25 protein-coding genes are annotated in these 22,646 nt (G+C 40.3%); 11 read left to right on the plus strand and 14 right to left on the minus strand.

The annotated features are described in order from the left end of the window. Window positions 1-7: 7 nt before the first annotated feature. Window positions 8-682, minus strand: coding sequence for a TVP38/TMEM64 family protein (locus IPN35_02220; GenBank protein ID QQS59673.1), 675 nt, complete (start codon window positions 680-682; stop codon window positions 8-10). A 186-nt stretch (window positions 683-868) separates the two neighbouring features. On the opposite strand from IPN35_02220, the gene IPN35_02225 reads away from it, so the two are divergent. Further along, on the plus strand, window positions 869-1,465 hold the full coding sequence (locus IPN35_02225; protein ID QQS59674.1) for a hypothetical protein: 597 nt from the start codon (window positions 869-871) through the stop codon (window positions 1,463-1,465). A 64-nt stretch (window positions 1,466-1,529) separates the two neighbouring features. Here IPN35_02225 and IPN35_02230 read toward each other — a convergent pair whose 3' ends face one another. The 3 genes from IPN35_02230 to IPN35_02240 form a co-directional block, all read right to left on the minus strand. Continuing rightward, window positions 1,530-2,168, minus strand: a complete 639-nt coding sequence (locus tag IPN35_02230) for a tetratricopeptide repeat protein (protein QQS59675.1) — start codon at window positions 2,166-2,168, stop codon at window positions 1,530-1,532. A 64-nt stretch (window positions 2,169-2,232) separates the two neighbouring features. After that, the gene (locus IPN35_02235; GenBank protein ID QQS59676.1) at window positions 2,233-3,075 is read right to left on the minus strand and encodes a UTP--glucose-1-phosphate uridylyltransferase; all 843 of its coding nucleotides are present in this window, start codon (window positions 3,073-3,075) and stop codon (window positions 2,233-2,235) included. After that, the gene (locus IPN35_02240; GenBank protein ID QQS59677.1) at window positions 3,072-3,488 is read right to left on the minus strand and encodes an Hsp20/alpha crystallin family protein; all 417 of its coding nucleotides are present in this window, start codon (window positions 3,486-3,488) and stop codon (window positions 3,072-3,074) included. Before IPN35_02240 ends, IPN35_02235 begins: the two co-directional genes overlap by 4 nt. A 126-nt stretch (window positions 3,489-3,614) precedes the next feature. Here IPN35_02240 and IPN35_02245 point away from each other — a divergent pair, with 126 nt between their 5' ends. Further along, window positions 3,615-3,824, plus strand: a complete 210-nt coding sequence (locus IPN35_02245; GenBank protein QQS59678.1) for a 30S ribosomal protein S21 — start codon at window positions 3,615-3,617, stop codon at window positions 3,822-3,824. A 10-nt stretch (window positions 3,825-3,834) separates the two neighbouring features. Here IPN35_02245 and IPN35_02250 read toward each other — a convergent pair whose 3' ends face one another. The 3 genes from IPN35_02250 to IPN35_02260 all read right to left on the minus strand — a co-directional run bounded on the left by IPN35_02250 (window position 3,835) and on the right by IPN35_02260 (window position 6,390). Next, the gene (locus IPN35_02250; protein ID QQS59679.1) at window positions 3,835-4,305 is read right to left on the minus strand and encodes a hypothetical protein; all 471 of its coding nucleotides are present in this window, start codon (window positions 4,303-4,305) and stop codon (window positions 3,835-3,837) included. Window positions 4,306-4,449: 144 nt separating this feature from the next. After that, on the minus strand, window positions 4,450-5,262 hold the full coding sequence (gene ispE / locus IPN35_02255; protein QQS59680.1) for a 4-(cytidine 5'-diphospho)-2-C-methyl-D-erythritol kinase: 813 nt from the start codon (window positions 5,260-5,262) through the stop codon (window positions 4,450-4,452). A gap of 3 nt (window positions 5,263-5,265) precedes the next feature. Beyond that, the gene (locus IPN35_02260; GenBank protein ID QQS59681.1) at window positions 5,266-6,390 is read right to left on the minus strand and encodes a 2-C-methyl-D-erythritol 2,4-cyclodiphosphate synthase; all 1,125 of its coding nucleotides are present in this window, start codon (window positions 6,388-6,390) and stop codon (window positions 5,266-5,268) included. A gap of 96 nt (window positions 6,391-6,486) precedes the next feature. Here IPN35_02260 and IPN35_02265 point away from each other — a divergent pair, with 96 nt between their 5' ends. Then, on the plus strand, window positions 6,487-6,738 hold the full coding sequence (locus IPN35_02265) for a hypothetical protein (GenBank protein QQS59682.1): 252 nt from the start codon (window positions 6,487-6,489) through the stop codon (window positions 6,736-6,738). 47 nt (window positions 6,739-6,785) lie between these two features. On the opposite strand, the gene IPN35_02270 is transcribed toward IPN35_02265, so the two are convergent. Continuing rightward, window positions 6,786-6,998 (minus strand): hypothetical protein, encoded by a 213-nt coding sequence (locus tag IPN35_02270; GenBank protein ID QQS59683.1) that lies wholly within the window; start codon window positions 6,996-6,998, stop codon window positions 6,786-6,788. A 137-nt stretch (window positions 6,999-7,135) separates the two neighbouring features. On the opposite strand from IPN35_02270, the gene IPN35_02275 reads away from it, so the two are divergent. Together IPN35_02275 and IPN35_02280 are read left to right on the plus strand one after the other, a co-directional pair. Continuing rightward, a complete protein-coding gene (locus IPN35_02275) occupies window positions 7,136-7,951 on the plus strand; it encodes a nucleotidyltransferase family protein (GenBank protein ID QQS59684.1) in 816 nt (271 codons plus the stop codon). 108 nt (window positions 7,952-8,059) lie between these two features. Continuing rightward, window positions 8,060-8,953 carry an ROK family protein gene (locus tag IPN35_02280; protein ID QQS59685.1) on the plus strand — a complete coding sequence of 298 codons (894 nt, stop codon included), beginning with the start codon at window positions 8,060-8,062 and terminating at the stop codon, window positions 8,951-8,953. Here the strand turns inward: IPN35_02280 and IPN35_02285 are convergent. The 3 genes from IPN35_02285 to IPN35_02295 form a co-directional block, all read right to left on the minus strand. Further along, a complete protein-coding gene (locus IPN35_02285; protein ID QQS59686.1) occupies window positions 8,950-9,732 on the minus strand; it encodes a CPBP family intramembrane metalloprotease in 783 nt (260 codons plus the stop codon). The two genes, IPN35_02280 and IPN35_02285, sit on opposite strands and share 4 nt — an antisense overlap. A 100-nt stretch (window positions 9,733-9,832) precedes the next feature. Next, window positions 9,833-10,039: a hypothetical protein gene (locus IPN35_02290; protein QQS59687.1), complete on the minus strand. Its 207-nt coding sequence runs from the start codon at window positions 10,037-10,039 to the stop codon at window positions 9,833-9,835. A 168-nt stretch (window positions 10,040-10,207) separates the two neighbouring features. After that, complete coding sequence (locus IPN35_02295) at window positions 10,208-11,692, minus strand: tetratricopeptide repeat protein (protein ID QQS59688.1); 1,485 nt, start codon at window positions 11,690-11,692, stop codon at window positions 10,208-10,210. Window positions 11,693-11,822: 130 nt separating this feature from the next. On the opposite strand from IPN35_02295, the gene IPN35_02300 reads away from it, so the two are divergent. The 3 genes from IPN35_02300 to IPN35_02310 all read left to right on the plus strand — a co-directional run bounded on the left by IPN35_02300 (window position 11,823) and on the right by IPN35_02310 (window position 14,633). After that, the gene (locus tag IPN35_02300; GenBank protein ID QQS59689.1) at window positions 11,823-12,674 is read left to right on the plus strand and encodes a hypothetical protein; all 852 of its coding nucleotides are present in this window, start codon (window positions 11,823-11,825) and stop codon (window positions 12,672-12,674) included. A gap of 29 nt (window positions 12,675-12,703) precedes the next feature. Then, window positions 12,704-13,099, plus strand: coding sequence for an adenylyltransferase/cytidyltransferase family protein (locus IPN35_02305; GenBank protein QQS59690.1), 396 nt, complete (start codon window positions 12,704-12,706; stop codon window positions 13,097-13,099). A gap of 67 nt (window positions 13,100-13,166) precedes the next feature. Next, the gene (locus IPN35_02310) at window positions 13,167-14,633 is read left to right on the plus strand and encodes a methionine--tRNA ligase (GenBank protein ID QQS59691.1); all 1,467 of its coding nucleotides are present in this window, start codon (window positions 13,167-13,169) and stop codon (window positions 14,631-14,633) included. 5 nt (window positions 14,634-14,638) lie between these two features. On the opposite strand, the gene lepA is transcribed toward IPN35_02310, so the two are convergent. Next, on the minus strand, window positions 14,639-16,450 hold the full coding sequence (lepA, locus tag IPN35_02315) for an elongation factor 4 (GenBank protein QQS59692.1): 1,812 nt from the start codon (window positions 16,448-16,450) through the stop codon (window positions 14,639-14,641). 179 nt (window positions 16,451-16,629) lie between these two features. Between lepA and IPN35_02320 the strand changes: the two genes are divergently transcribed. The 3 genes from IPN35_02320 to IPN35_02330 all read left to right on the plus strand — a co-directional run bounded on the left by IPN35_02320 (window position 16,630) and on the right by IPN35_02330 (window position 18,763). Beyond that, window positions 16,630-17,745: a glycosyltransferase family 4 protein gene (locus IPN35_02320; GenBank protein QQS59693.1), complete on the plus strand. Its 1,116-nt coding sequence runs from the start codon at window positions 16,630-16,632 to the stop codon at window positions 17,743-17,745. Next, complete coding sequence (locus IPN35_02325; GenBank protein ID QQS59694.1) at window positions 17,742-18,044, plus strand: hypothetical protein; 303 nt, start codon at window positions 17,742-17,744, stop codon at window positions 18,042-18,044. Before IPN35_02320 ends, IPN35_02325 begins: the two co-directional genes overlap by 4 nt. Window positions 18,045-18,112: 68 nt before the next feature. Beyond that, window positions 18,113-18,763, plus strand: a complete 651-nt coding sequence (locus tag IPN35_02330; GenBank protein ID QQS59695.1) for an IS1595 family transposase — start codon at window positions 18,113-18,115, stop codon at window positions 18,761-18,763. A 52-nt stretch (window positions 18,764-18,815) separates the two neighbouring features. Here IPN35_02330 and pyk read toward each other — a convergent pair whose 3' ends face one another. Together pyk and IPN35_02340 are read right to left on the minus strand one after the other, a co-directional pair. Next, window positions 18,816-19,817 (minus strand): pyruvate kinase, encoded by a 1,002-nt coding sequence (gene pyk / locus IPN35_02335; GenBank protein ID QQS59696.1) that lies wholly within the window; start codon window positions 19,815-19,817, stop codon window positions 18,816-18,818. A gap of 32 nt (window positions 19,818-19,849) precedes the next feature. Then, window positions 19,850-22,645, minus strand: a complete 2,796-nt coding sequence (locus tag IPN35_02340; GenBank protein QQS59697.1) for a hypothetical protein — start codon at window positions 22,643-22,645, stop codon at window positions 19,850-19,852. Between the last annotated feature and the right edge of the window lies 1 nt (window position 22,646).

The raw sequence follows: 22,646 nt of genomic DNA on the forward strand, positions 1-22,646 counted from the left end.
AAGAAAATCAGGAGGAAGTTTTTTGTGCAGTGAGTTTTTTGATAATTTGTGGAACAAGAAGTACAAACACAATTAGTATTCCGGGGAGAAGAAGCGCTTTTGGTCCTTTGGTAATGGCATCTCCAAAAAACACAAATGCGGGACTTAAAACGGCATTTGTGAGCAAAGTTGCCCAAAAGAAATCGCGTGCTTTTGCGGTTTTTACAAGTCCTGCGGCATAACTCACTGGCGCGTAGGGAAGAAGAAGACACCGAAGAATAATGAATGTTTGAAGTCCATTATGTAAAAGCCGTTCTTCTATTTTTTCGGTAAAGGTTGAGAGCATTTCTTTTTTTTCCACAAAATTCGGCAGATTCTTTCCGAAATATCGTGTGATTAAAAAAGCGGTTTGTGCCGCCGCGGTCGCCGCAATAATTACAAGAAATGCCCCAAATGCCTTCCCAAAAAGTACGCCTGCCAAAATGGTGAGTGCAAGAGTGGAGAGAAAGGATAGCGTGGCGATATAGTATCCAGCAACAAAGAGGAAAGGGGCGATCGGTCCGGCAGAGCGAAGAAATGTACGTATTTTTTCCTGATTTTCTTCTGAAAAAAAATGTTGCACACCATTAACTTTGATTAAAAAAATAACCAGAAAAAATATTCCAAGAAATGTAAGGATGAGGGCGGTTCGTTTTTTGCTCATAAAAAAGATGATCACTCTCCATTGTAGGTGTGTTGCAATACTTTTGCGAGAATTGCGTAAAAACAAGTTTCTTTCAGGTTCTTACATCTTTAAAATATTCGTTTACCTTACCTATTTTTTTCATAACTTTTTATTTGCGAAAAATATTATAAAATTTTATAATAGTACGAAATATAAAAATACATTTTGAAAAAAACTCATCAACAAAAGTGGTTCACTCCTCTTCTTGTCAGTCTTCTGTTCCTTTCCGGTTGTTTCGGTGGCGAGTCGACAACTTCGAAAGATCGCTGGGACTGGGAAGGGGAATTAGATGCTTCCGAACAGAAACAGGTCGATATGCCAATGGTGTCTTCGAAAAACACTTCTGAAATAAAAAAAGTACATCTCCAAACAGAAGAAAAAAAGGAGGCAGAAGACATTGCAAGCGAACTCAATAATATGTGGGGACCAGACCCTTTTGCCCAAAAAAATAATGAAGAAGAAACAACTGATGTTATGAAAAATGAGGAAAGTTCTCTTTCACCAGAAGAAGAGCAGGGATTTTTAGATCCTTCTTTAGAACAAAAAAATGAAGAACTTGTACCACAAGAAAGGAGAACAGCCTCTTTTTCTTCTGATGTTGAGATGCTCAATATTCTTCGGGAATTAGCAGAAGCAAAAACGGAAAGCGAAAAAAAGAGATCCTTTCACGTTCACTTAAAAAAATTCCAGAAACATCTGCATATCTCGATTTTTTACTCGAACTCAAACAGGTGGTGCCATCCTCTCTTCATGATATCGTGAACGAAAAAATTGTTTCCCTTTTGGGAAAGGGGCAATAAGAGAATCTTTTGTGAAACAAAAGGGGTTAGGTTATGTCTTCTGAAAATGCAACTCTGAGCTTTTTTGCAAGAGTGACGAGTTCTTGAACACGATTATCTCCTGTGTTAATAGCAACAGCTTTTTCGAGGAGCGTGATGGCTTTTTCAAAAAAATTTATCTGAAGATAGCACGCAGCAAGATCACACAAAATAGCAGGATCATCATTGCGCAAAAAAAGCGCCCTCTGAAGGATGGCTATTCCTTCGTTTCGTTTTCCGGAGTGAAAAAGTGACCAACCAAGACACCGAAGAATTTCCGGATTATTTGGTTGACCAGCATTGCTTATTTGGAAAAAAGAGATCGACTTCCCCCATTCTTCTTTTTGGGAAGCAACAAAGCCGAGCACAAAATTTGCGATATAGCTTTTAGGAGAGAGGAGGAGAACATATTCTGCCGCTCGCATGGCTTCTGGAATGCGTTCGAGTGATAAAAGGTTGTCCGATACCTCTTCAGCCGCTTCTACACATGCAGGGTCTTCTATGAGAATTTCTTCTGCAATAGTGAGCGCTTCCTTGTGTTTTCCGCTCATTTTGCACTCCTCCGATTTTGCAAGCGCTTGAATAGTGCGTTGACTCAGATTTTTTTGCCTTCCTCGTTGGATTCCCTTTTTTTGCTTCTGCGGCATTTTGATGAAAAAAAAGTATTCCTTTCATTGTTCCAAACTCCGACGAAAATTTCAACCCTTTTTCCTATTTTTGTAGAGATGAGTTCTTTTGGGAAAAATAAGAACTTGCCGCAAGTAATCCATCAGGATTTCCCACATCAAATCGTTCTCCAGTAAGAATGCGTCCAAAGATTGATTTGGTTTTTCGAAGTTCAATAAAGGCATCTACAAGGCGCAACTCTCCTCCAATTCCTACTTTGGCATGACGCAGGGCGGAGAAAATTTCGGGCGTACAGAGGTTTTTTCCAATAAGCGCATAGTTGCTTGGAGCAGTTCCTTGTGCTGGTTTTTCTACGAACGAGCTAATCTCAAAACTCCCGTTTTCTATTTTTGTCGCCGATTCAACAATTCCAAATTTATGAGTTTCTTCTGGATGAACTTCTAGAATACCGAGGACACATTTATTATGTCCTTCTCCTGCGGTAAGAAGTTGTTCTGGAGAAGATTTTTCCGCATCAAAAATTTCATCCCCAAAAAAGGCAAAAAAATCATTATCTCCCACAAGATCTTCCGCTTGCAAAATAGCGTGTCCATCTCCGAGTGGTTCTTGTTGAACAACAGTGGCAACTTTTACGAGCCGAGCGAGCGCTCGAATTTCATCGGCATAATGATCCTTTCCTTTTTTTCTGAGTTCTTTTTCAAGCCATTCATTGGCATAAAAATGATTAGGCGTCACGCTTCCTTCTGGCGGAACAACGAAAATTACTTCCTCCACTCCCGCTTTGGCAAGTTCGCGAACAATAAGTTCAATGACAGGTCGGTCATAGACGGGGAGAATTTCTTTGGGGATACACTTTGTTGCTGGAAGAAAACGACTTCCCAGACCAGCAATAGGAATAACAGCTTTTCGAACACGACGCGCACTCATTGTTGTGATGAGGAAAGAGAAATGATTTTCGATTTTGCTTTTCGTGCCTTTGGAATTTCGAGAATGATAATGCCCTGTTCAATGCGGGCAATCATATCTGCGGTATTGACTGCAGAGGGAAGAAGAATATGCCGAGAAAATGAACCCCAGTAGCACTCCGAAACAAGATCTCGACTTTCTTGTGGAAGAAATGTTGGACGAACTCGCATTCCAGAAATAACGAGAAGATCGTCATTCAGAGAAATAGAAAGATTACCTTCTTCTACTCCGGCGATGGGGGCGAGAATAAAAATAGTCTCTTCTGTTTCTAAAACATCAAGAGCGAGATAGCCAACGTCCTCTTCTGTTCTTAACTTGGTATGAGTATTTCGCTTTTCTCCAGTATCGACCGATATTTCTTTAGTGTAGAGCACGTTTTTGGTAAAGCAAAATTAAAAACTCATTCCATTTTTTGAGATTCTCGGAAAAACAGCAAGAGAAAAGACTTGATTTTTCTAGAAAAGACGTGAAAAAATAGACCTACGTTCTTTTTTCTTTGCATGTCCATCTACACCGTCCGTCGAAAAAATGAAAATAATGAAAAGCTCATGCGTCGCTTTAAGAAAACGGTGCAGAATGTTGGAATCATTAAGAAGGTTCGAAAAAAACGTTACTATCAATCTGCGAAGACGAAAATTCGTATTCGTCAGGAGGCTATTAAGAGAACAGAATATCGTGAGAAAAAGATAGAGCGAATTTTGTGGGCGTAATATTCCGCGTTTAAAAAAAAGACTCATTAAGAGTTTTTTTTAGATCTTCAAAGAATTGTCTAAAAAATAAGAGAAGCGACAGTTCACCGGGGAGATCTGAAAAAATAATTCCTTCGGTATCTTTTTCCCAGTCAAGAGTGCTTCCCATGAAGCCATGAAAAGCACTGCACTGTTTCAGTATTTCTACATTTTTCCAAGGGTTAAATTTTTTTATCGGATATTTTGCAAGGATCTCATCATCCTCACTTCCTAGGGGAATGCTGTAAAACGAGAGATATCCTAATTCTCTTGCGCGCCATACACTATTCCCAAATTTTTTCTTCAGAAGTTTAATAATCTTCTCTCGTAGCTCGCGTGCTTCTTCATACGCCTTTTGTAGTGCACGAGGCGCCAACTCTTCTATATTTTGAAGGGGAGTCATCATCTCAGAATTCTTTTTTTCGAGAAGAAGTGAGGGGATATTTGATGGTGCGTGACTCATTTGAGATTAAATTTCTGCGTATTTTATGCATATGCTTTTTTCTGTCAACTATTTTTTCGGATGACAACATGGCTCTACTTGTGGTCAGCCTAAGGTTTGGTGTGTTGGTCTCTCATTTTTCTACAATATATTGCAAAATTGGACTTATTTGAGTCTGCATACTGCCGTCCAATCGCCATGCTCTTTGAGCATTTTTTGAGTTTTTTCTGCCTTTGCTTTTTCGGAAAACACGCCAAATACCGTTCCGCCAGAACCACTGAGCGCTGTATGTTCTGCTCCAAATTCCTTGAGAAGAGTTGCCCGATGAGAGAGCTCTGGAAAGGCAGAAAAGATGATTGGCTCAAAATCATTCCCATTTGGTACGGTTGTCTTTCTTTTTTCCCATTCCTCATACGCCCAAGCAGTGGAAATGGAAATATTTTTTGGAAGACAGAGAGTAAGGAATCCCGAAGAAATTTGAGGGAGGGGGGTGAGGCGTTCTCCTGTTCCTTCTATAGTAGCGCGGGAAAAATTTCCAAAAAAAAAGGGGATATCTGAACCGAGATTACTTGCGATATGAAAGAGCTCCGATTCTGAAATGCATTCTGGAAACATTTGAGAAAGCCCCTTTAAAACTGCTGCTGCGTCTGAACTTCCTCCGCCAAGTCCAGATCCGGTGGGAATGTTTTTGGTGAGGCGAATACAAATGGCAGGGAAAAGCGTTTCCCCAAAAAATGATCGTGCGGCGCGTACAGCAAGGTTTGTCTCATCTTTTGGGACAGAAAATTCTTGTGGATTTTTTAACACAAAGTCAATTTCTCCTTGTTTTTCTTGTGGGAGAATTTCTATTTCCAATTCATCTGCAAGCGATATCTTCTCCATTTCTGTATAAATTTCGTGCAAGCCATTTTTTTGGATTTCTCCAATATGTAAATTCCAGTTGATTTTTGCTGGAGCAGAAAGGGAAATCTTTTTCATCTGTTACGGTAGTAAAGAAATCTGCACAATGGCTATTGCAGAAATTCCTTCTCCTTTTCCGCACTCTGTGAGCTCTTCTCCACTCGTGGCGGTAATACCAATATCTTCTGGAGAGATCTGGCAGAGTTCCGCAAGAAGATTTTTCATTTCTGCGAACCGGTGTTCTAGCTTCGGATTTTTTGCTTCCAGAGAAAGAGAAATATTTTCTATCGTGCCACCAGCACTCCACAATTTTTTGAGAATATGCCGAAAGTACTCCTTGGAATCCGTCGTTCCCTGTTGACACAACGTATCGGAAAATGTAGAGAGTGATCCGCCACCAAGCGCAGAAGAAACCGCATTGGTAATTGCATGGAGGGCGGCATCTCCATCAGAATTTCCGAGGAGTTTTGGCGATTTTGGAAACAAAATTCCTCCAAGAACAAGCTCTCCTTCTTTGGAAAAACGATGCGAATCTTGTCCAATTCCAATGCGTTTTTTTTGATTTCCCTTCACAAATGATTCGAGAAAGAAAAGATCTTCTGGAAATGTAATTTTTCGGTTTTGTGGAGAAGCAGGGATGATCTTTGGCAAAATGCCGGCGGCTTCTGCCACTGCAAGATCATCTGTTGGTATTTTTGAGAGGAGGGTGTATCCTTTTTCAAACACTTCTGCTCGAACTCCTTGTGGCGTTTCCATCTCCCAAAGCTCTTCGCGCGGAAGAATACCGCTATTTTGTTTTCGAATTGTGGAAGTCATTGATCTTCCTACTCCCCCGGCGCCCGTTTGTTTTATGGCAGAAATAACTTCTGTAATTTCCTTTTTTGTGACGAGTGGATTGGCAATATTATGAAAGAGAATAAGGTTTGCTCCTTTTTCTTTCGCTGCGAAAAATCCGATTTTTGCGCTCTCAAAACGATTTTTTCCTCCAACGATGATAGTTATTTTTGCACACTCCACAATATTTTTTTGAACTAAATCCTTGTGCTCTTGCGATGGAACGACCAAGAAGATATATTCGATTTCTGGAATCTGCAAAAATGCTTCTGTACCCCAAAGAAAAAGCGGTTTTCCCAAAAGAGAAACGAATATTTTTTCTTTTCCAAAACGTGTTCCAGAGCCGGCACCAAGGAGTACTGTGGCAATCATTGAATAAGAATGTGGAAAAATGCCAAAAGAGAATACGTTTTTTGATATAATTCTTCAATTTCTCCTCTTTTTCATTTCCTTTGTTTGTTTCTTAAAATGATGATCTATCCTCTTTCAGACAAGGGTGCACAACTCCTCTCTATTCGAATAGAGAATCCCCAAAAGACAAATAAAGGAGAAAGTCCTTGTCAAGAAGAATGTCCTGATGCTTTGAATTTTGTAGAAGGTATTCAGAAATTTTTTAGAGCTGAATTAAGCGGAATAAACAAAATAATGATTGAGATTCCTTGTCCGATAAATCCAAAACACACTTGTCGCATTTCTGCAGAACAGAAAATGATTGGATAAAAACTATTTGGAGCAGTCCTAAGAGACTGCTCCAAGAGCGTATGTTATTAAAATGGAGCTCGACAAGATGCACCTGGCTGATATGGACCAGGGATATATTGATTTCTTGAATCTTCCTCTATATTGGGAGGAACAGGGAACCCCAATAGTGCTCGAACGCCATTAGATATTTCGGTCATTTTTCCACTCTGAACCATGCCTTCAATTACACGGTCTTCTTTGTTGGAAAGCCAGTCTCGTTCCTGAGGATATCTCAACATTTTTATTAAAAAAGAAAAAACATACGATAAAGTAATACTTTTTTTAAAATAAACGTCAAGAGGATTTTTTCTTTTTCTTTCGTTTTGACCTTCTCTTCAGAATTTTCGTATGATTTTCTCTGTTTTTCTTCCTCAGAATGCAAGATCGAATTCGAATCTCTCTGACGCTTAAAAAAGAAATCGTAAGCCTTATCGACAGTAAAGTGGATGGAGTGAGAATTCGAAATCGTTCTCATGCCATTGAGCACTATCTTAAAATCTCTCTCGCTTCCTCTGTCGGACAAGCTGTTCTTTTTGTTCATCGAGAAGAAGATCTTTTAAAAGAGGTTGAAAAAGAATCACTCATCGTCTCTCTTTTACGACGTTTTCAAAAAATTGGAATTCTTTCTGTGCTTTTCTGCTCTTCTCAAGAATCGCTTTTGTTACAAAAAATTGTTGGTGGCAAAAAATTTCAAGATTTTACGTTTCATTTTGTGCACACAAATCCCGAGCATACCGCTTCTGCTCTTCTCGATTGTTCTTCACTTCTTCATCCGGGAACTTTTCTTGTGCTCCACGGCGATATTGCAACGGAGCTTGATCTCTTTGATTTTCAAGATTTTCATCGAGAAAAAAGCAGTATTGCCACGGTTACCGTAACGAGTATTTCCGATCCGCTCCCTTGGGGAGTAGTGCGCTTAAAGCGAAACTTAATTACAGAATTTCGTGAAAAACCTGTTCATTCCGAAACAGAAACACGGCTTACTAATCTTATTAATGCGGGAATATATGCGTTTGAACCAGAGATTTTTTCTTTTTTTCCAGAGGACGCAAAAAGCTTAGAGGAAGATGTTTTTCCTCTTCTTGCTCAAGAACGAAAGCTCTTTGGATATTTGCTTGATGGAGCATGGTTTAACATTTCAGTCCCCGGAATGCTTGAGAGCGCAAAAAAACATTTTTCTCCTACTCCATAGTACATGCGTCTTCATGGAAAATCCTTGTTATTTCTTGGGAATAACGAATAATATACTTGCCCTCTTGATAAAAAAGTCATACACTGTGTGATGATTTTTATCGTCCCTATGGGTTCCCTCATTGGAGTTGATGTAGGAGGAACGAAAATTCGTGCTATTCGGTTCTCGGAGTCCGATATGTCCCACGAGGACGAAAATAGAGTTCTTACTGAAGCAACAAAAGGTGCCGATGCTGTATTTCAAAATATTATTCAAGTAACCGAAAGCGTTTTCAATGAATCAGTTACTGCTATTGGTATTGCTTGGGCGGGGTTTGTTGATCACGAGAATGGTATTGTACGAACAGCACCAAACATTCCTGGATTTTCCGATTTTCCTCTCGTTAAGCGTCTTCAGCAACACTTTTCGCTTCCCATGGTTCTCGAAAACGATGCACGACTTTTTACTTATACTGAGGCATTAGAGGGTGCTGGAAAAGGGGAGTCAGTGGTAGTTGGTATTAGTCTTGGAACGGGAGTAGGAAGCGGAATTATTCTCGATGGCAAAATTTTTCGCGGTGCAGAAGGATTTTCTGGAGAGGTTGGGCAGGCATTTGCCAGTATTGATGCACTTGAGACATTTGAAACGAATGAATTTTTTATTTCGGGAACAGGACTCGGTCGAGATGCTGAACATTTCGGATGTAAGGGTGCTATTTTTGGAGAAGATTCCTTTCGGAAATGGCAAGAAAAAATCTTGCCAGAATATGACATTTTTGAGCTTTGGGTGACTCGACTTTCGCGGTTTTTGGTAAACGTCATTTTGTTCTACAATCCCTCTGTCATTGTTTTTGGTGGAGGCGTTGGGCGAACTGTCTTCCCTCCTTTTTTGCCAGAAATTTCCCAGCGAACGGAAACGCTTTTGCGAAAACGAAACCTTCCTTCTTCTGTTACCTTTCGTCTTGCAGAAATTCCCTTTTCCGCTACTTTTGGTGCAGGACTTCTTGCAAAATCCTTAGCTTAGGAACCAGAGACAACTGCTATAAAGGCAATAGTATTGTTGACGGCATGAAATGCAATTCCTGGATAGAGCGATTTCGTGCGAATAAATGCTGTTCCAAGGAGAACTCCCAATACAAAATAGACAGGAAAAAGCCCCAAATGAAGATGTGCCGCGGCAAAAAAGAGTGAAGAAAGCGCAATAGCGTGAAAAGCATTCATTTTTTTAAGAAAGCCACTCAGGAGAAAACCACGGAAAATTAGCTCTTCTAAAACAGGGGCAATAATTCCAGCAAAAACAAAAAGAAGAGGAGGTGATATCCAGCGTTCGGAAATGAGTTGTTCTACAGTTCCAGAATTGGCAACAGAACCAATACCAAGGAGGTTAAGCCCAAAGAAGTATCCGTTTTGCAACGCAATACTTGTGCAAAAGAGAAGCACAAAAACACCGAATGTGGTTTTGAAGGGGATCTTTCGAAAACCGAGATCTGAAAGCCCAGCACCATATTTTTTTCGAGAATACCAAAAGAGAAAGCCAACCTGAGAAAGCACCTGCAAGAGGATTCCTGCAATAATGATTTCTTGCTTATTATTAAGAAGAAATTCTGCCGCTGGTATTTGCCCCCAAATCTGCATTGCCAAAAAGAACCCCCCGTATGAAACGATAATGAGGAGAAGCGAAGAAAAAAGAACCATTTTTACGGCGTCACTTGGCTTCCAAGGAGCTGTTGGTAATGCCTTTTCTGGAAATGGATCGCAAAAAAATCCGTAGCTTTTCCGAAACATACTCTGAAATGTCGCCATGCGTTTTTGGGAGAAATAAAAGTGAAGTGTGTTGTTTTAACAAAATTATTTTTATTTTGTCAAGTATCCACTTTTTTTCCTGCAAAAGGAGTGCTTATACTTAGAGTCCTAATTCTGCAAAGAATATTTTAAGTCCTTCTTTTGTTGTTGGGAGACCCTCAATGGGGGGAACTTCTACATCAACAACCATCTGTTTTGGAAAATTTGGTACTCTCCTGAAGTGTCTTTGTGATTCTAGCTGTTGACCGTTCTTAGGGAGGTAGTCTTTTGACCTCCAGTAGCTCTCATCATGAGAATGTCCAAACATTTTTAAGTAGAAAAGCAAATATATCTTCTTTGAGAAATAGGAAACTTTCCAGAAAATGATACAAAATAAGTAAAAAAATTGCACAAAATATCCATTTTTCCACACAGTACAATCCATTTTTTCATAATGAAAAATACTGATAATCAATATTGGTTGGCAGATCTACATCTATTCATCTCTTTTTCCGGAAGTCACTAAAGTATTGTAACCTTGTGCCGCTTCGGAACCAGTATTTGAATAGGGGGCAATATCGTATGCTCTTTTGTATTCTTCAAGAGCCTTTCCCCAGTCCCCTTGTTGCTCTGCAATTTTTCCCAAGAAGAGATGAGGGATTGGATTTTCTGAATTTACTTCTTGAATCTCCTGAAAAACCTCTTTCGATTTTTCATATTCTCCGTTTTCAAAAAATGCCTCACCAAGAAGAGCTTTTGCCTCTTTTGAATCTGGATATGCCTCCACGGATTTTTGTGCTATTTCAAGCCCCTTTTTTGGGGTTTTGAGTTTGTCGATAGAAAGATGCATGGCGGATTCGTAGTGTTCAATCGGCGCACCATGAATTTCGAGAAGCTTGTCATATTCCTCTTGTGCGGCTTCGTAATATTTTCCTCCAATATAGGCTTCTGCGAGCAAAAGAGTTACTTCATTTTGTGGAATGTATCCATTTTGTCGAGCCATGGAGAGGTGTGTAATGGCTTCTTCGTACTGCTCAAGCGCATTTTCTGAAATGCCAAGAAAAAAAGCAGTTTCTGGTTTTGTGGGATCAAGGTCAAGTGCTTTTATAAAAACATCTCGAGCAAGGTTGTATTTTTCGAGTGAGAGATAGCTGTGTCCCAAAATAATCCATGCATCACGATAGTTTTCTTGTTCTTTTAGAATTTTCTTGCACATTTCAATACTGATTTGATAAAAACCAAGAGCATCGAACGATTTTGCAAGAAGGAGTTGTAAGTGTAATGGGTTTCCCTCGGGAAAGAGAGAAAACTCCTGAAAAGCTCCTAATACAATGCGCGATTGCTCTCCGTATTCTGTATTTTCTGCGAGAGAAGAGAGGAGTTTTTTTGCTGTTTCGTAATCTCCAAAATAAGCAGATATGATTCCAAAATAGTAGTTTTTTTCAGGAGAATCAGGAAGGTTTTCAAATATTTTCTTTGCTTCTCCAAAAGAACTTCGTTGAATTTCAATTTCTCCAAGGAGCACGGAAAAAGAAATATCATCAGGAAAAGCTTGGTGTGCCTTTGCTGTAGATTCTTTCGCTGCATCGTAATTTTGAAGAGCAATTTGCGCCGAAATGAGCTTGTGAAGAGCATCTTTTGAGGTGGGATCCATTTCTGTAGCGCGCTCAAAATCTTTAATAGCAAGACTCAAATATCCTTCAGAGAGGTATCCGCCGCCTCTTTTTATAAGAGTTTCAAAACTCTCCTCTTCCCCTGTTTTTTTTGGTGCATTTTCTTCTTGAAGAGGGTCTTTATTAAGATTTTCTTCTGGTGTTTTTGGCAAAAAATCTCCTTGGGAATTTTCCTTGCTTTCTTGAAGAGTAGGACGAATAGCGCTTGGAAGGAGTTCTATAATTTCTTCGGGGTAAACACGCCAAGCGAGAACAGCGATAAAAGCGGTGAGCGAAAGTCCAAAAAGGATTCCAAGAATTTTCGCCATAGTTGGGGAGAGTAACAGAAAAACAATACTTCGCTCTTCTCATTTTTTCATTTTTTCTTATGTCGGGCACGGGAAAAACATTGACAATAAAAAACAGTTGTTTAAAATCTAAAACTTTTAGCAAATTTATATGGGAAAACAAGTATTCTTCTTCTTTCTCGCTCTTACCAGTGGTGTTCTTCTTTTATTAGTCGTACCAACTTCTTTAGGCGATTACCAAAAAACGCACGCAAATGCCCCCCTATTTTCCAGAAGCTTCACCATTCCCACTCCCATTTCTATTTCTACTCCTCTTCCTGATTTTTCCTTGCAAGCTCCTTCACAAGTAGAAGAGGCAGGGGATTCCGAGTTATGTTCTGTAAAACCTTTTAATAATCTTCCGAAAGAACAGGAACAGGTTTTTCGGAGCGCCGCCGAATTTATTCCATGTTCATTTCTTTTGGGTCTTGAGTCTATCACTACATTTGACGATATGAGCCGTCCTCGAGCACTTTCGGGGGCTACTTCACTCTACATTCGCTCCGACCTTTTTTCTCTACCAGAACGAAAACAAGTTCTCATTCACGAGCTTGGTCATATTGTTGATTTAAGTGGTCTCAAGGGGGTTTCGGGAAGCGAAGCTTCTCTATTTCGAGATGGAACGCACCCTGTACTTTTGAGCGATCCGAGTATTCGATTTTATGAAATTTCATGGAAAAATGAAAAGAAGCAGAAAGAAGGGGGAGGCGCGGAAGATTTTGTTACTGGATACGCTGCTACTGATCCGTTTGAAGATTTTGCAGAATCTTTTTTGTTTTATTTAGAACAAGGGAATGCCTTTCGAGAGTATGCAAAGAAAAATGCGGCAATTCAAAAAAAATATGATTTTTTAAAGCGGACTGTTTTTGATGATGTGGAGTTTCTTACTGGTGGTATACCAACAGATCTTTCTTCCCGAGAATGGGATGCAACGCGAGTAAAATTTCCCATGAACCACTCGTAAAGATATCGGTTTTGGGATACTCTTCTGATATGACAACGGTTCTTGCCACCGGCGTTTTTGATCACTTTCATCCGGGGCATCGGTTTTTTTTAGAATCCGCAAAAAAGTTGGGAGATCGTCTTGTAGTGATAGTCGCACGAGATGAAAATGTTTTTCGTATTAAGGGTTTTTTTCCTGAGTATTCCGAAAAAGAGCGTTTACAAAGCATACGGAACTCTGGTGTTGCGGATGAGGTTTTGCTCGGAAAACGAGGAGAGGATTTTCTGAAGATTGTTTCTGAAATTGCCCCAGATCTTCTTGCCGTTGGATACGATCAACATATTCCTCCTCATTTTTCTGAGTACTTTCCACAAATACTCTTTTGTACTATCCCTGCAAAAAATCCCGAAAAATGGAAGTCGAGTTTCTATCGAAAGAGCACCTAAGCACTTCTGCTTCTGCTTTCATTGTATACTTCTTTTCGCTACAATATGGGAGATTTTTGGGTTCCTTATGACAAAAAAACCGATTCTTATTACTACTTCTATTGCCTATGTTAATGGTGCGCCGCATGTTGGCTTTGCCATGGAAGCTATTGAGGCAGATACATTTGCTCGCTGGAAACGTTTGCGTGGGTATGATGTCTTTTTTCTTACGGGGACAGATGAGCATGGTATCAAAATTTATCGAACGGCAGAGGAACAGGGGATAAGCGCAAAAGAGTTGGCAGATAAAAATTCTGCACACTTCCAAGAGCTCGCAAAAACACTCCATATTTCTCACGATGACTTTATTCGCACGACTGAAGAGCGGCACATTCGCGGAGCACAGGAGTTTTGGCGTCGGATTGAAAAACGGGAAGATTTGGAAGAGCGTCCCTTTACCGGAAAATACTGCGTTGGTTGCGAAACATTCTATACAGAAAAAGAGCTCGAAAATGGATACTGTCCCATTCACCTCTGTCTACCAGAAGAGTTGACGGAGAAGAACTACTTCTTTCGTCTTTCGCGCTATTCTAAGGAGGTTTCTTCTCTTCTTTCAGAGGAAACTATTGAAGTTCTTCCTCGTTTTCGCGCACAAGAAATTCTTCGTTTTACTGAAGACGGACTGAAAGATATCTCCTTTTCACGTCCGGCAAAATCCCTTCCATGGGGTATTCCTGTTCCAGAAAAGCCAGATCACACCATGTATGTTTGGTGTGATGCCCTCACCAATTACATAACTGCCCTTGGGTTTGGGAGCTCCGATGAGTGGAAACACTATTGGGAACAAGGGGAAGTGGTACATTTTATTGGAAAAGATATTCTCCGTTTTCATGCTGCTATTTGGCCAGCGATGCTTCTTTCTGCACGGCTTCCTGTTCCGAGCAAAATTTGTGTTCATGGATTTCTCACGAGTGAAGGACATAAAATGAGTAAATCGCTCGGGAATGTTGTTGATCCCTTTGCTGTTGTAGAGGACTTTGAAGGAAATCCCGATCCACTTCGTTTCTTTCTTCTTTCGGAGGTACCTTTTGGGCGCGATGCCGATTTTTCTCAAAAGCGATTTCTTGAAATGTATAATGCAAAGCTCGCAAATGGTCTTGGAAACTTGCTTTCTCGTATTATGACTCTCTCCGAAAAAGCCGGTGGTGTTGCTCCTGCTCAGTATATTGTTTCTCCAAAACTTTTGGAGTTTACTGAAGCACTTTCAGGAAAAATTGATACTTTTATGGAACAGTGTGAACTTCATAGTGCTTTACAAGAAATCTTTTCGTTGGTGGAAATACTCAATCTTGATATTGATGAAAAAAAGCCATGGATTGCCATAAAAGAAGATCCAAAATCGATGAATACCAATATTGCCGATTGGCTTTCTGCTCTTTTGCTTCTCTCACAAGAATTATCCCCATTTTTGCCAAGCACAGCGGAAAAAATGATTCTTGCACTCGAAAAAGGAGAAAAGATTCAACTCTTTCCACGAAAAGAAATAGGGAAATAATTTTCTTAGTCTTCTCGTTTTAATACCGCAAGAAATGCCTCCTGTGGCAAATCTACTTTTCCAATTGATTTCATTCGCTTTTTTCCTGCTTTTTGCTTTTTGAGAAGCTTATTTTTTCGTGTCACGTCTCCGCCATAAAGACCAGCGGTGACATCTTTTCGATAGGCGGGAATGGTTTCGCGCGCAATAATCTTTCCGCCAATAGCCGCCTGAAGGGCAATGGGAAAGTTGGCACGTGGAATTACTTCTTTGAGTTTCAGAACAATGGGCGAGCCAACATAGCGCGCTTCAGAGCGATGCACCATTTGAGAAAGACTTTCTACTCGTTCTTCAGCAATGAGAATATCGAGCTTGACGAGATCTCCAACGCGATATTCTAAAAAGTCAGATGAAAGTGATGCATAGCCAGAACTGAGACTTTTGAGACGATCGTGCATATCGGTAATGACTGCTGAAAGCGGCATTTCAAAGGTGAGCACTGTCCGTGTTTCATCGAGATATTGCATGTTTTTAAAAATGCCACGACGTTTTGAGCAGAGATCCATGCATCCTCCCACAAACTCTTTTGGGGTAATAATTTCTGCTTTTGTCCATGGTTCTTGAATTTCTTGAATATGCGTGGGGTCGGGTAAATCGGCGGCAGAAGAAATGCGGAGAATTTCTCCATTATTGAGAGTAACATCGTACGGAACGCTTGGAGCCGTAACGATAAGATCGAGATCAAATTCTCGTTCAAGTCGTTCTTGAATAATCTCCAAATGAAGCATTCCAAGGAATCCAATTCGAAAGCCATTTCCAAGAGCCGGAGAGTGTTCTGGTTCAAAAACAAGCGCTGAATCAGAAAGCGAGAGCTTTTCAAGTGCTTCACGAAGTTGAAAAAAACTATCCGCGTCAGTAGGAAAAATTCCGGCATAGAGCATGGGGCGGACAATACGAAATCCGGGGAGAGGAGTAGCGGACTCTATTTTTCCCCCCACAAAAAGAGTGTCCCCTACGCGGGCTTGTCTCGTTGATTTTAGTCCAGTGACGACATAGCCAATTTCTCCAGATTCAATGGCATTTTGTGGAGAAAATTGTGGACGGAAATAACCACACTCCAAAATTTCAATATCCGTTTTTGTTCCAAGAAAACGAGCTTTCGCACGTTTTTGCAATGTTCCCGAAAAGACACGAACATACGCGACAACACCACGATAGGGATCAAATACCGAATCAAAAACAAGAGCCTTTGAGCCCTCTTTTGTGTTTTGATGCCCTTCTAAATCACCCAAAATTGTTTTCTTTGGAGAAGGGAAGCGACTAACAATTTCATCAAGCAGAACGTCGACATTCATACCGCTTTTTGCGGAAATTTCAATCATCTCTTCTTTGGGAATGCCAATTGCATTTTCGATCTCCGTTTTGACGCGCTCAGGGTCGGCGGCAGGGAGATCAATTTTATTGAGTACAGCAATAATTTCTAAATTATGCTCAAGCGCAGAGTATAGATTGGCAAGTGTTTGCGCTTCAATTCCCTGGGTGGCATCTACTACGAGAATAGCACCCTCCACTGCAGCAAGGCTTCTGCTTACTTCAAAAGAAAAATCAACGTGTCCGGGAGTATCGATGAGATTAAGAATATGTCCTTTCCAATCCATGCGTACTGGCTGGAGTTTTATGGTGATGCCACGCTCGCGCTCTAAATCCATTCCATCAAGGAGTTGCTCCTTCATGTTCCGTTTTTCTACGGTTCCAGTTATTTCGAGCATTCGGTCGGCAAGAGTACTCTTGCCGTGATCAATATGCGCGATGATGCAAAAATTTCGAATATTTTTCATGAGCGAGCAATAAGATACTAGAGGCAAGGAGAAAGTAGCAAGAAACATATTCTAAAGTGCTGAGATTCAAAGAAAAAATCATATTTTGGAATGCCATTCCTTGTAAAAATCAACACGAAATACTCGATTTCCCTCTATCTTTTCGGAAGAATAATGCTGATTTTTTAAAGAGAGACACCATGCCGAGTGTTGCCATTGATGGACGAATGTGGGGATCGGGGTTTACTGGAATTGGGTATTATGTCCGAGAGGTTGCGACGCGCCTTTTTTATCTTCTTCCTGAGGTATCGTTTACTCTTTTTTTACCGCCGAATATCTCTGAAGATCTCTCTTTTTCCGAAAATGTTCGCATTCTTCTGGCACCAGAACCGATTTATTCGTGTGCGGAACAGTGGTCATTTTTCCGTCATATTCGTTCTGTTCATGCCGATATTACGTGGTTTCCACATTGCAACGTTCCGTTCCTGTTTCGCTCACCTTTTCTTGTGACTATCCACGATCTCACGCTTATGCGGTATCCTGGGAAAAAAATGGGAAATTGGTATCAGCGCTTTGCATTTCAAAAGGTCTTTTCTCACGCGTTACAACATTCTTCTGGTATTCTCTCGGTTTCGGAATACACCAAGAAAGATCTCCTCTCTTTTTTACCGCTTTCTTCAGAGAAAATTTCAGTGACGCCACTTGGTATCGATATGAAACGTTATCAGTCTCCAAATCCTGAGAAAATTGCAGAATTTAAGAATCGATTTACATCTCCTTTTTTTCTGGTCTCTGGAGTTTGGCGAGAACACAAAAATGTCCCAGGAGCTATTACTGCTTTTGAGATGTATCGGAAATATGGTGGAAAAGGTTCACTTGTCATTACCGGAAAACCTGACCCATTTTATAATGAAGTTCGTCTTATGGCAGAATCTTCCCCATTTTCAAAGAATATTTTTCTCACAGGGTTCCTTCCCGAAAACGATATGCCAGCACTCTTTTCTGCTGCGGATGCTCTCCTTTTTCCAAGTTTTTCTGAAGGGTTTGGACTTCCTGTTCTTGAGGCAATGTCTGCCGGAACGCCGGTGTGTGCCAGTAATGCGACAAGTCTTCCAGAAGTCTGTGGAGATGCTGCTCTTTTTTTTCGTCCTGGAAATTACGAGGAAATGGCACTCGCAATGGTAGATGTGCTTCAGGAAAAAACACGAAATCGTCTTGTTGCAGAAGGGAGAAAACGCGCCACTCTTTTTTCGTGGGACACAACCGCACAAAAAACAGGAGAAGCACTTCGCCCTTTTCTTTCTTCTGTATTATGAAACGAATAACACAAGCAGATCTCTTTGCCACTGCAGAACGAAAGCATATTTCCTCTTCAGCAAAAGCGGCGCTAGTGTTGCAACGGGCAAACGTATTTTTTCAAGATTTTTTTTCGGGAGATTCCTCGTACATTTGCGCGGAAGTTTGGAAAGAAGGAGTCTTATTTGTTTCTGTTGAGAGCCCTGCTGTTGCTATGAAGGTATATTCTGCCTCTGAGGATCTTCTCGAAATACTCCAAAAAGATTTCCCTTATTTTCGATTTCGAGAGGTTCGCACACGGATTTCTGGGAAAATTTGATGCTCCTCAATTTTCCCATATTCTTTTTGGCTCTTGAGTAGGAAAATCATTTCGATTATCCTCTCAACATGCTTAAACACGCCAAAATATCAGACTACAAAATAAAAAAAATATTGATGTGTTTTTGTGAAGATATCGATGCCTCAAAAACAGCAAGAATTCTAGAAATAAATCGAAGGACTATTGATCGGTATTTTAATATCTTCCGAGAAAAAATAACTCTTCACGCCATCGCTCAAAGTAAGGAATCTGGAGAGTTTGAACTTGATGAAAGTTATTTTGGAGCTAAAAGAGTACGAGGTAAAAGAGGAAGAGGGGCAGCCGGAAAAACACCAGTCTTTGGTATACTTAAACGAGACGGAAAAGTATCAGTAACCATCGTAAAGAAATGCAGTAGAGAAGAGTTATTGCCTATCATACAGGGAAAAATACTCGAAGGTTCCACTATCCACACCGATGGCTGGAGGGCTTATGACGGACTCATTCTAAATGGGTATGATCACTATCGTGTCTACCATTCCCATGATGAATTTGCTCGAGGAAAATGCCATGTGAATGGCATAGAATCTTTCTGGTCATTTGCCAAGAGAAGACTCTCTAAATTCAACGGTATTGCTTCTCATAAGTTTAATCTTCATCTGAAAGAATGTGAGTTCCGATGGAACTATAAAGATCAGAATCTTTATGATAAAATGCTAAAGATTTTGAAGAAATTTTAAAATCTGCTACTCAAGAGCCTTCTTTTTTAAAAACAGAACCAGATTTAGTGGCTCAATAAACTTCCGCATTTTCCGCGGCAAATTCTGCCGTTTTTCGGAGCATACGAATTGACTCGAGTGGATATTTTCCTACTGTTGTTTCATCCGAAAGCATAAGATAATCCGCTCCTTCCCACGTGGCGGTAGCAATATCTGTTACTTCTGCACGGCGTGGACGAGGTTCGGATTTCATAGAACGGAGGAGTCCTGTTGCTACAATGGAAAATGTATTAGGAAAACCGCGGAGTTCGCGGAGCATTTTTCGTTGTAATACTGGAACGTGTTCAATGGGCATTTCTACTCCCAAATCTCCTCGGGCAATCATAATGCCATCTGCTGCGTTAGCAATCGCAGAAAAATTGTCGAGCCCTTCTTGATTTTCTATTTTTGCAACCATCTGTGCTCTTTCTCCTGCAATTGCCCGAGCTTCAGCAATATCTTCTGCTTTTCGGCAAAAAGAAAGGGCATACATATCAACTCCTTTTTCTTTTCCAAAGAGAAGGGCTTCCTTGTCAAAATCGGTCAATGTTGGTAGATGCACGCGAACTCCAGGAAGATTAAGGTGTTTTCGGCTTCCAAGAATTCCATCCGAAAGAAGTCGCACCGAAACTCTATTTTTGGAAATATCAGTAATTTCTCCAGCAAATCCACCATTATCAAACTGGAGAATTCCTCCCACTTGAACAGAAGATGCCAACTCAACATATGAACAGAAGAAAATGCGCGCATCTTCCTGCTGATCTTCTTCATGAGCACTAAGTGTTATAACATCTCCTTTTTGCAGTGAAATTTCTTGAGTAAGAACACCGGTTCGAATTTCGGGACCTTTTGTATCGAACATAATTTTTGCCGGCTTTTTAAGCGCGCGAATGCGATCTATTTGATGAGAATGCCACGATAATTCTCCATGAGAAAGATTGAGGCGAAATATAGAAACACCTTCATCTTGCATTTCTTGAAGTAAATTTTCGCATGCCGGTCCAACGGTAATAATGATTCTGGGGAAAAGAGACATAGGAGGGAGAGAAAGAAAAAAAGGATCTATGGTTATTGTTCCGAAAGAATCTCGGGGTTTGTTTTCATAAGCTCAAGACGAAGGGTTTCTCGAAGATCATCAAAATGAATGTCGCGTAAAAATTCACGATTGTCACGAGAAATAAGAGAAAAAATTTGCTCTTCAGGATCGGCAGTTCCCGAAAGAACCCACGAATAGTATTTTCCCGATTGAAAGGTAATTCCTTTATCTGTAATACGGACATCTTCAGAACTAATAGTGACGCCAGCATCGAGGAGCACCCATTCTGTTTGTCCGCGAAGTTCTTCACGAGCGAGAAAATCGTTAAAAGCCTTTTCCGTTGTTTCTAAAAGATGTTCAATATCTGTTTGTGGAACCGAAACATGATAGGGTTCGATAAAAATATTTTTTAGCACAGCCTTTCCTTGTGTCGCTTTTTCAATGACAAGAGAAACCGTATTTGATCCCAAAAATGGCATACTAATATTCTTCACTGCAAGAGTTGTCTCACTCGTCATGACAATATCAAGGAGATTCACCTCATAATCATACTTTGCAAATTCCTTTTGTGCCTGACGTCTTGTAACATCAATAACAATGGGATCAACCTTCGCTAGCGGATCCTCCTCTTGTGATGGCAACGCATCTTTAAGATTGTCACGCGCAAGACGAATGGAAGTGGGATCGTATCTTGAGGTGTTCCGAATGGTTTCAATTGCAACAGGAAGCTCTGCAAGACTAATTTCACTTTCGAGATATATATCCTCTGTGGGAATATCGACATTTCGAACAACCTTTGAGTCTACAAAATATTCAGCACTAAACGAATCACCATTCGGAAGAACCGCCTCTGCAATAAGCACTGCTCCATCATCGGAACGAGCTGTTGTTACGGGAGAAATGATGACATAACCAATTCCTGAAAAATCTTCCCGAATCTGCTCTGCTTCAGTTTTTTTCACCTCTTCTTCAAGATAAACATCGTTACCGGTAGCGTTTTCTTCTGAAACACTCGCAATCCCAAAGCCTTCTGCATTTTGAATATTCGCAATAACTCCTTCTGCCTTTTTTCGTTCTTGAAGGATGACTTCTACATTTGCATCACTCATGACTCCGAACTCCCGAAAGACATCAAGTTTACTTTCGAGATCCTCTTGTCGTTTTGTGTAATCACGATATGTCAACACAAACTTTTGAGACGGAGTTTGCCCTTTAAGGAGCAATCGATTTTGGCGCAAAATACTATTTGCCACAGAGAGATCGCCTTTTTCCAAAAAAGTGTTTGCGGTAGCAAAATTCCTCTGTATGACTTCAAGTGCAGCAATAAATACATTTTCACTCTCTTTTTCTTCAGCGGAAAGCGCAATGTTATCAAGCTCTGTCGCCAGCGCAAAAAGTTCTGGGGTGACCATTTGAACTTTTTCTTGAAAAATCACTGCAATAATCTCACGGTATATCTCAAGAAGTCTTTTTGTTTCCTCGTCTTTTACATTTTCTTTTTTCCAATGCGCTACCTGTTCTTGGAGAATTTTTTGAACCATTTGATCGTCATTCTGAAGAAGTGCCTCTTCATAGAGAGAGAGAATTGTTTGGGCAATAATACGTTCTCGATGAGGAACATCTTTTCGCTTTCGAAATTCTTGAATAATATCCATTACTTTATTGAGCAATCTTCCATCTGGATTACTAATGAATGTTGCGTAATAAAGCGTTGTATCGAGATCATCATCACTTATATTTGCCAGCTTAATATCATGCGCACTTATTCCGAGAATATATTCTTCTATGAGAAATTGCTTTTTCGACTCTTCATCTTTTCTTTTGATTTCCTCTTTTTTACTCTCAAAAACGATAAGTTTTTCTCGAAGATCATGAAAAAAACCGGAGAAAAAAATCATTCGTCGATTTCGTAAAAAATCCGAAAGAATAATTTCTGCTTCTCGTCGATCTTCTAGAACATTTTCGCTTGTCCATTCATCTGGTTCAATGGCAGAGAGGTGGAGTTCTTTTTTGAGTTTTGAATAATGAATATCGGCAATGGATTCTGGAATATTCTCAAGAGAAAAGGAGATTTTATGTTTTGTGGGAAGAATAAAAGATGCGTGTTTTAAATTTTTTGGTGACCACACTTCTGCCAAAAGGGGATGACGAAGAGTGGCAACCGAAAGAACTGTGTCGAACTTCTCAAACAATGCTGATGTTCCTCTCGCAAAGAAAGCGGCATTTTGATAGCGAATTTCCGGATTTTTCTGACCAAAAACCCATATTTTTCCAGAAATATGCTGAATAATCGGATCGGGAGAAATCTGAACAACTTTTATCTTTGCCCCCTCCTCAAGACGAATGCGTGTTTCATCTGAAAAGTGTACTTCTGCTTTTCCGGTAATCAAACTAATCTCCTCGCCTCCAAAGAGAATATTATTTTCCTGTTTTCCAGAAAACTCTTCTCCAGTCGAAAGGGTAATAGTTGCCTTTCCTCTAAGGAAAAGAACATTTTCCGTAGATGTCGCGCTTCCCTCTTTGAGTGCGCTTCCTCCCAAAAAAAATGTAAAGCCAAGAAAGAGAACAGCAATGATATTGTATCCGATGAGGTGCGATATTCTTGAAAGAAGATCAATGGGATTTCGCTCATATTGTTTTCGTTTCATTTCCTCCTCTTGCTTTTCTTTTTCTGCCTGAAAAATTTTTTCCTTCTCTTGTGCCTCTTCCTTTTCACGATACAGAGACTGAGTAACCATATCGGAAAGGCTGTTTTTTTGCGTTTTTACAGGCGCTTCTTCATTTTGGCTTAACGGTGTGCCGCCTTGTGGATTTTTCTCTTGGTCCATG

The sequence above is a fragment of the Candidatus Peregrinibacteria bacterium genome (assembly GCA_016699755.1).
In the GTDB taxonomy this organism is placed as follows: Bacteria; Patescibacteriota; Gracilibacteria; order CAIRYL01.

Excerpts from the sequence above, each read along its gene's own strand:
- IPN35_02220 (QQS59673.1), bottom strand. The coding sequence starts at position 682 with ATGAGCAAAAAACGAACCGCCCTCATCCTTACATTTCTTGGAATATTT.
- IPN35_02230 (QQS59675.1), bottom strand. The coding sequence starts at position 2,168 with ATGCCGCAGAAGCAAAAAAAGGGAATCCAACGAGGAAGGCAAAAAAAT.
- IPN35_02235 (QQS59676.1), bottom strand. The coding sequence starts at position 3,075 with ATGAGTGCGCGTCGTGTTCGAAAAGCTGTTATTCCTATTGCTGGTCTG.
- IPN35_02245 (QQS59678.1), top strand. The coding sequence starts at position 3,615 with ATGTCCATCTACACCGTCCGTCGAAAAAATGAAAATAATGAAAAGCTC.
- IPN35_02250 (QQS59679.1), bottom strand. The coding sequence starts at position 4,305 with ATGAGTCACGCACCATCAAATATCCCCTCACTTCTTCTCGAAAAAAAG.
- ispE (QQS59680.1), bottom strand. The coding sequence starts at position 5,262 with ATGAAAAAGATTTCCCTTTCTGCTCCAGCAAAAATCAACTGGAATTTA.
- IPN35_02260 (QQS59681.1), bottom strand. The coding sequence starts at position 6,390 with ATGATTGCCACAGTACTCCTTGGTGCCGGCTCTGGAACACGTTTTGGA.
- IPN35_02265 (QQS59682.1), top strand. The coding sequence starts at position 6,487 with ATGATGATCTATCCTCTTTCAGACAAGGGTGCACAACTCCTCTCTATT.
- IPN35_02270 (QQS59683.1), bottom strand. The coding sequence starts at position 6,998 with ATGTTGAGATATCCTCAGGAACGAGACTGGCTTTCCAACAAAGAAGAC.
- IPN35_02275 (QQS59684.1), top strand. The coding sequence starts at position 7,136 with ATGCAAGATCGAATTCGAATCTCTCTGACGCTTAAAAAAGAAATCGTA.
- IPN35_02280 (QQS59685.1), top strand. The coding sequence starts at position 8,060 with ATGGGTTCCCTCATTGGAGTTGATGTAGGAGGAACGAAAATTCGTGCT.
- IPN35_02285 (QQS59686.1), bottom strand. The coding sequence starts at position 9,732 with ATGGCGACATTTCAGAGTATGTTTCGGAAAAGCTACGGATTTTTTTGC.
- IPN35_02290 (QQS59687.1), bottom strand. The coding sequence starts at position 10,039 with ATGTTTGGACATTCTCATGATGAGAGCTACTGGAGGTCAAAAGACTAC.
- IPN35_02295 (QQS59688.1), bottom strand. The coding sequence starts at position 11,692 with ATGGCGAAAATTCTTGGAATCCTTTTTGGACTTTCGCTCACCGCTTTT.
- IPN35_02300 (QQS59689.1), top strand. The coding sequence starts at position 11,823 with ATGGGAAAACAAGTATTCTTCTTCTTTCTCGCTCTTACCAGTGGTGTT.
- IPN35_02305 (QQS59690.1), top strand. The coding sequence starts at position 12,704 with ATGACAACGGTTCTTGCCACCGGCGTTTTTGATCACTTTCATCCGGGG.
- IPN35_02310 (QQS59691.1), top strand. The coding sequence starts at position 13,167 with ATGACAAAAAAACCGATTCTTATTACTACTTCTATTGCCTATGTTAAT.
- lepA (QQS59692.1), bottom strand. The coding sequence starts at position 16,450 with ATGAAAAATATTCGAAATTTTTGCATCATCGCGCATATTGATCACGGC.
- IPN35_02320 (QQS59693.1), top strand. The coding sequence starts at position 16,630 with ATGCCGAGTGTTGCCATTGATGGACGAATGTGGGGATCGGGGTTTACT.
- IPN35_02325 (QQS59694.1), top strand. The coding sequence starts at position 17,742 with ATGAAACGAATAACACAAGCAGATCTCTTTGCCACTGCAGAACGAAAG.
- IPN35_02330 (QQS59695.1), top strand. The coding sequence starts at position 18,113 with ATGCTTAAACACGCCAAAATATCAGACTACAAAATAAAAAAAATATTG.
- pyk (QQS59696.1), bottom strand. The coding sequence starts at position 19,817 with ATGTCTCTTTTCCCCAGAATCATTATTACCGTTGGACCGGCATGCGAA.
- IPN35_02340 (QQS59697.1), bottom strand. The coding sequence starts at position 22,645 with ATGGACCAAGAGAAAAATCCACAAGGCGGCACACCGTTAAGCCAAAAT.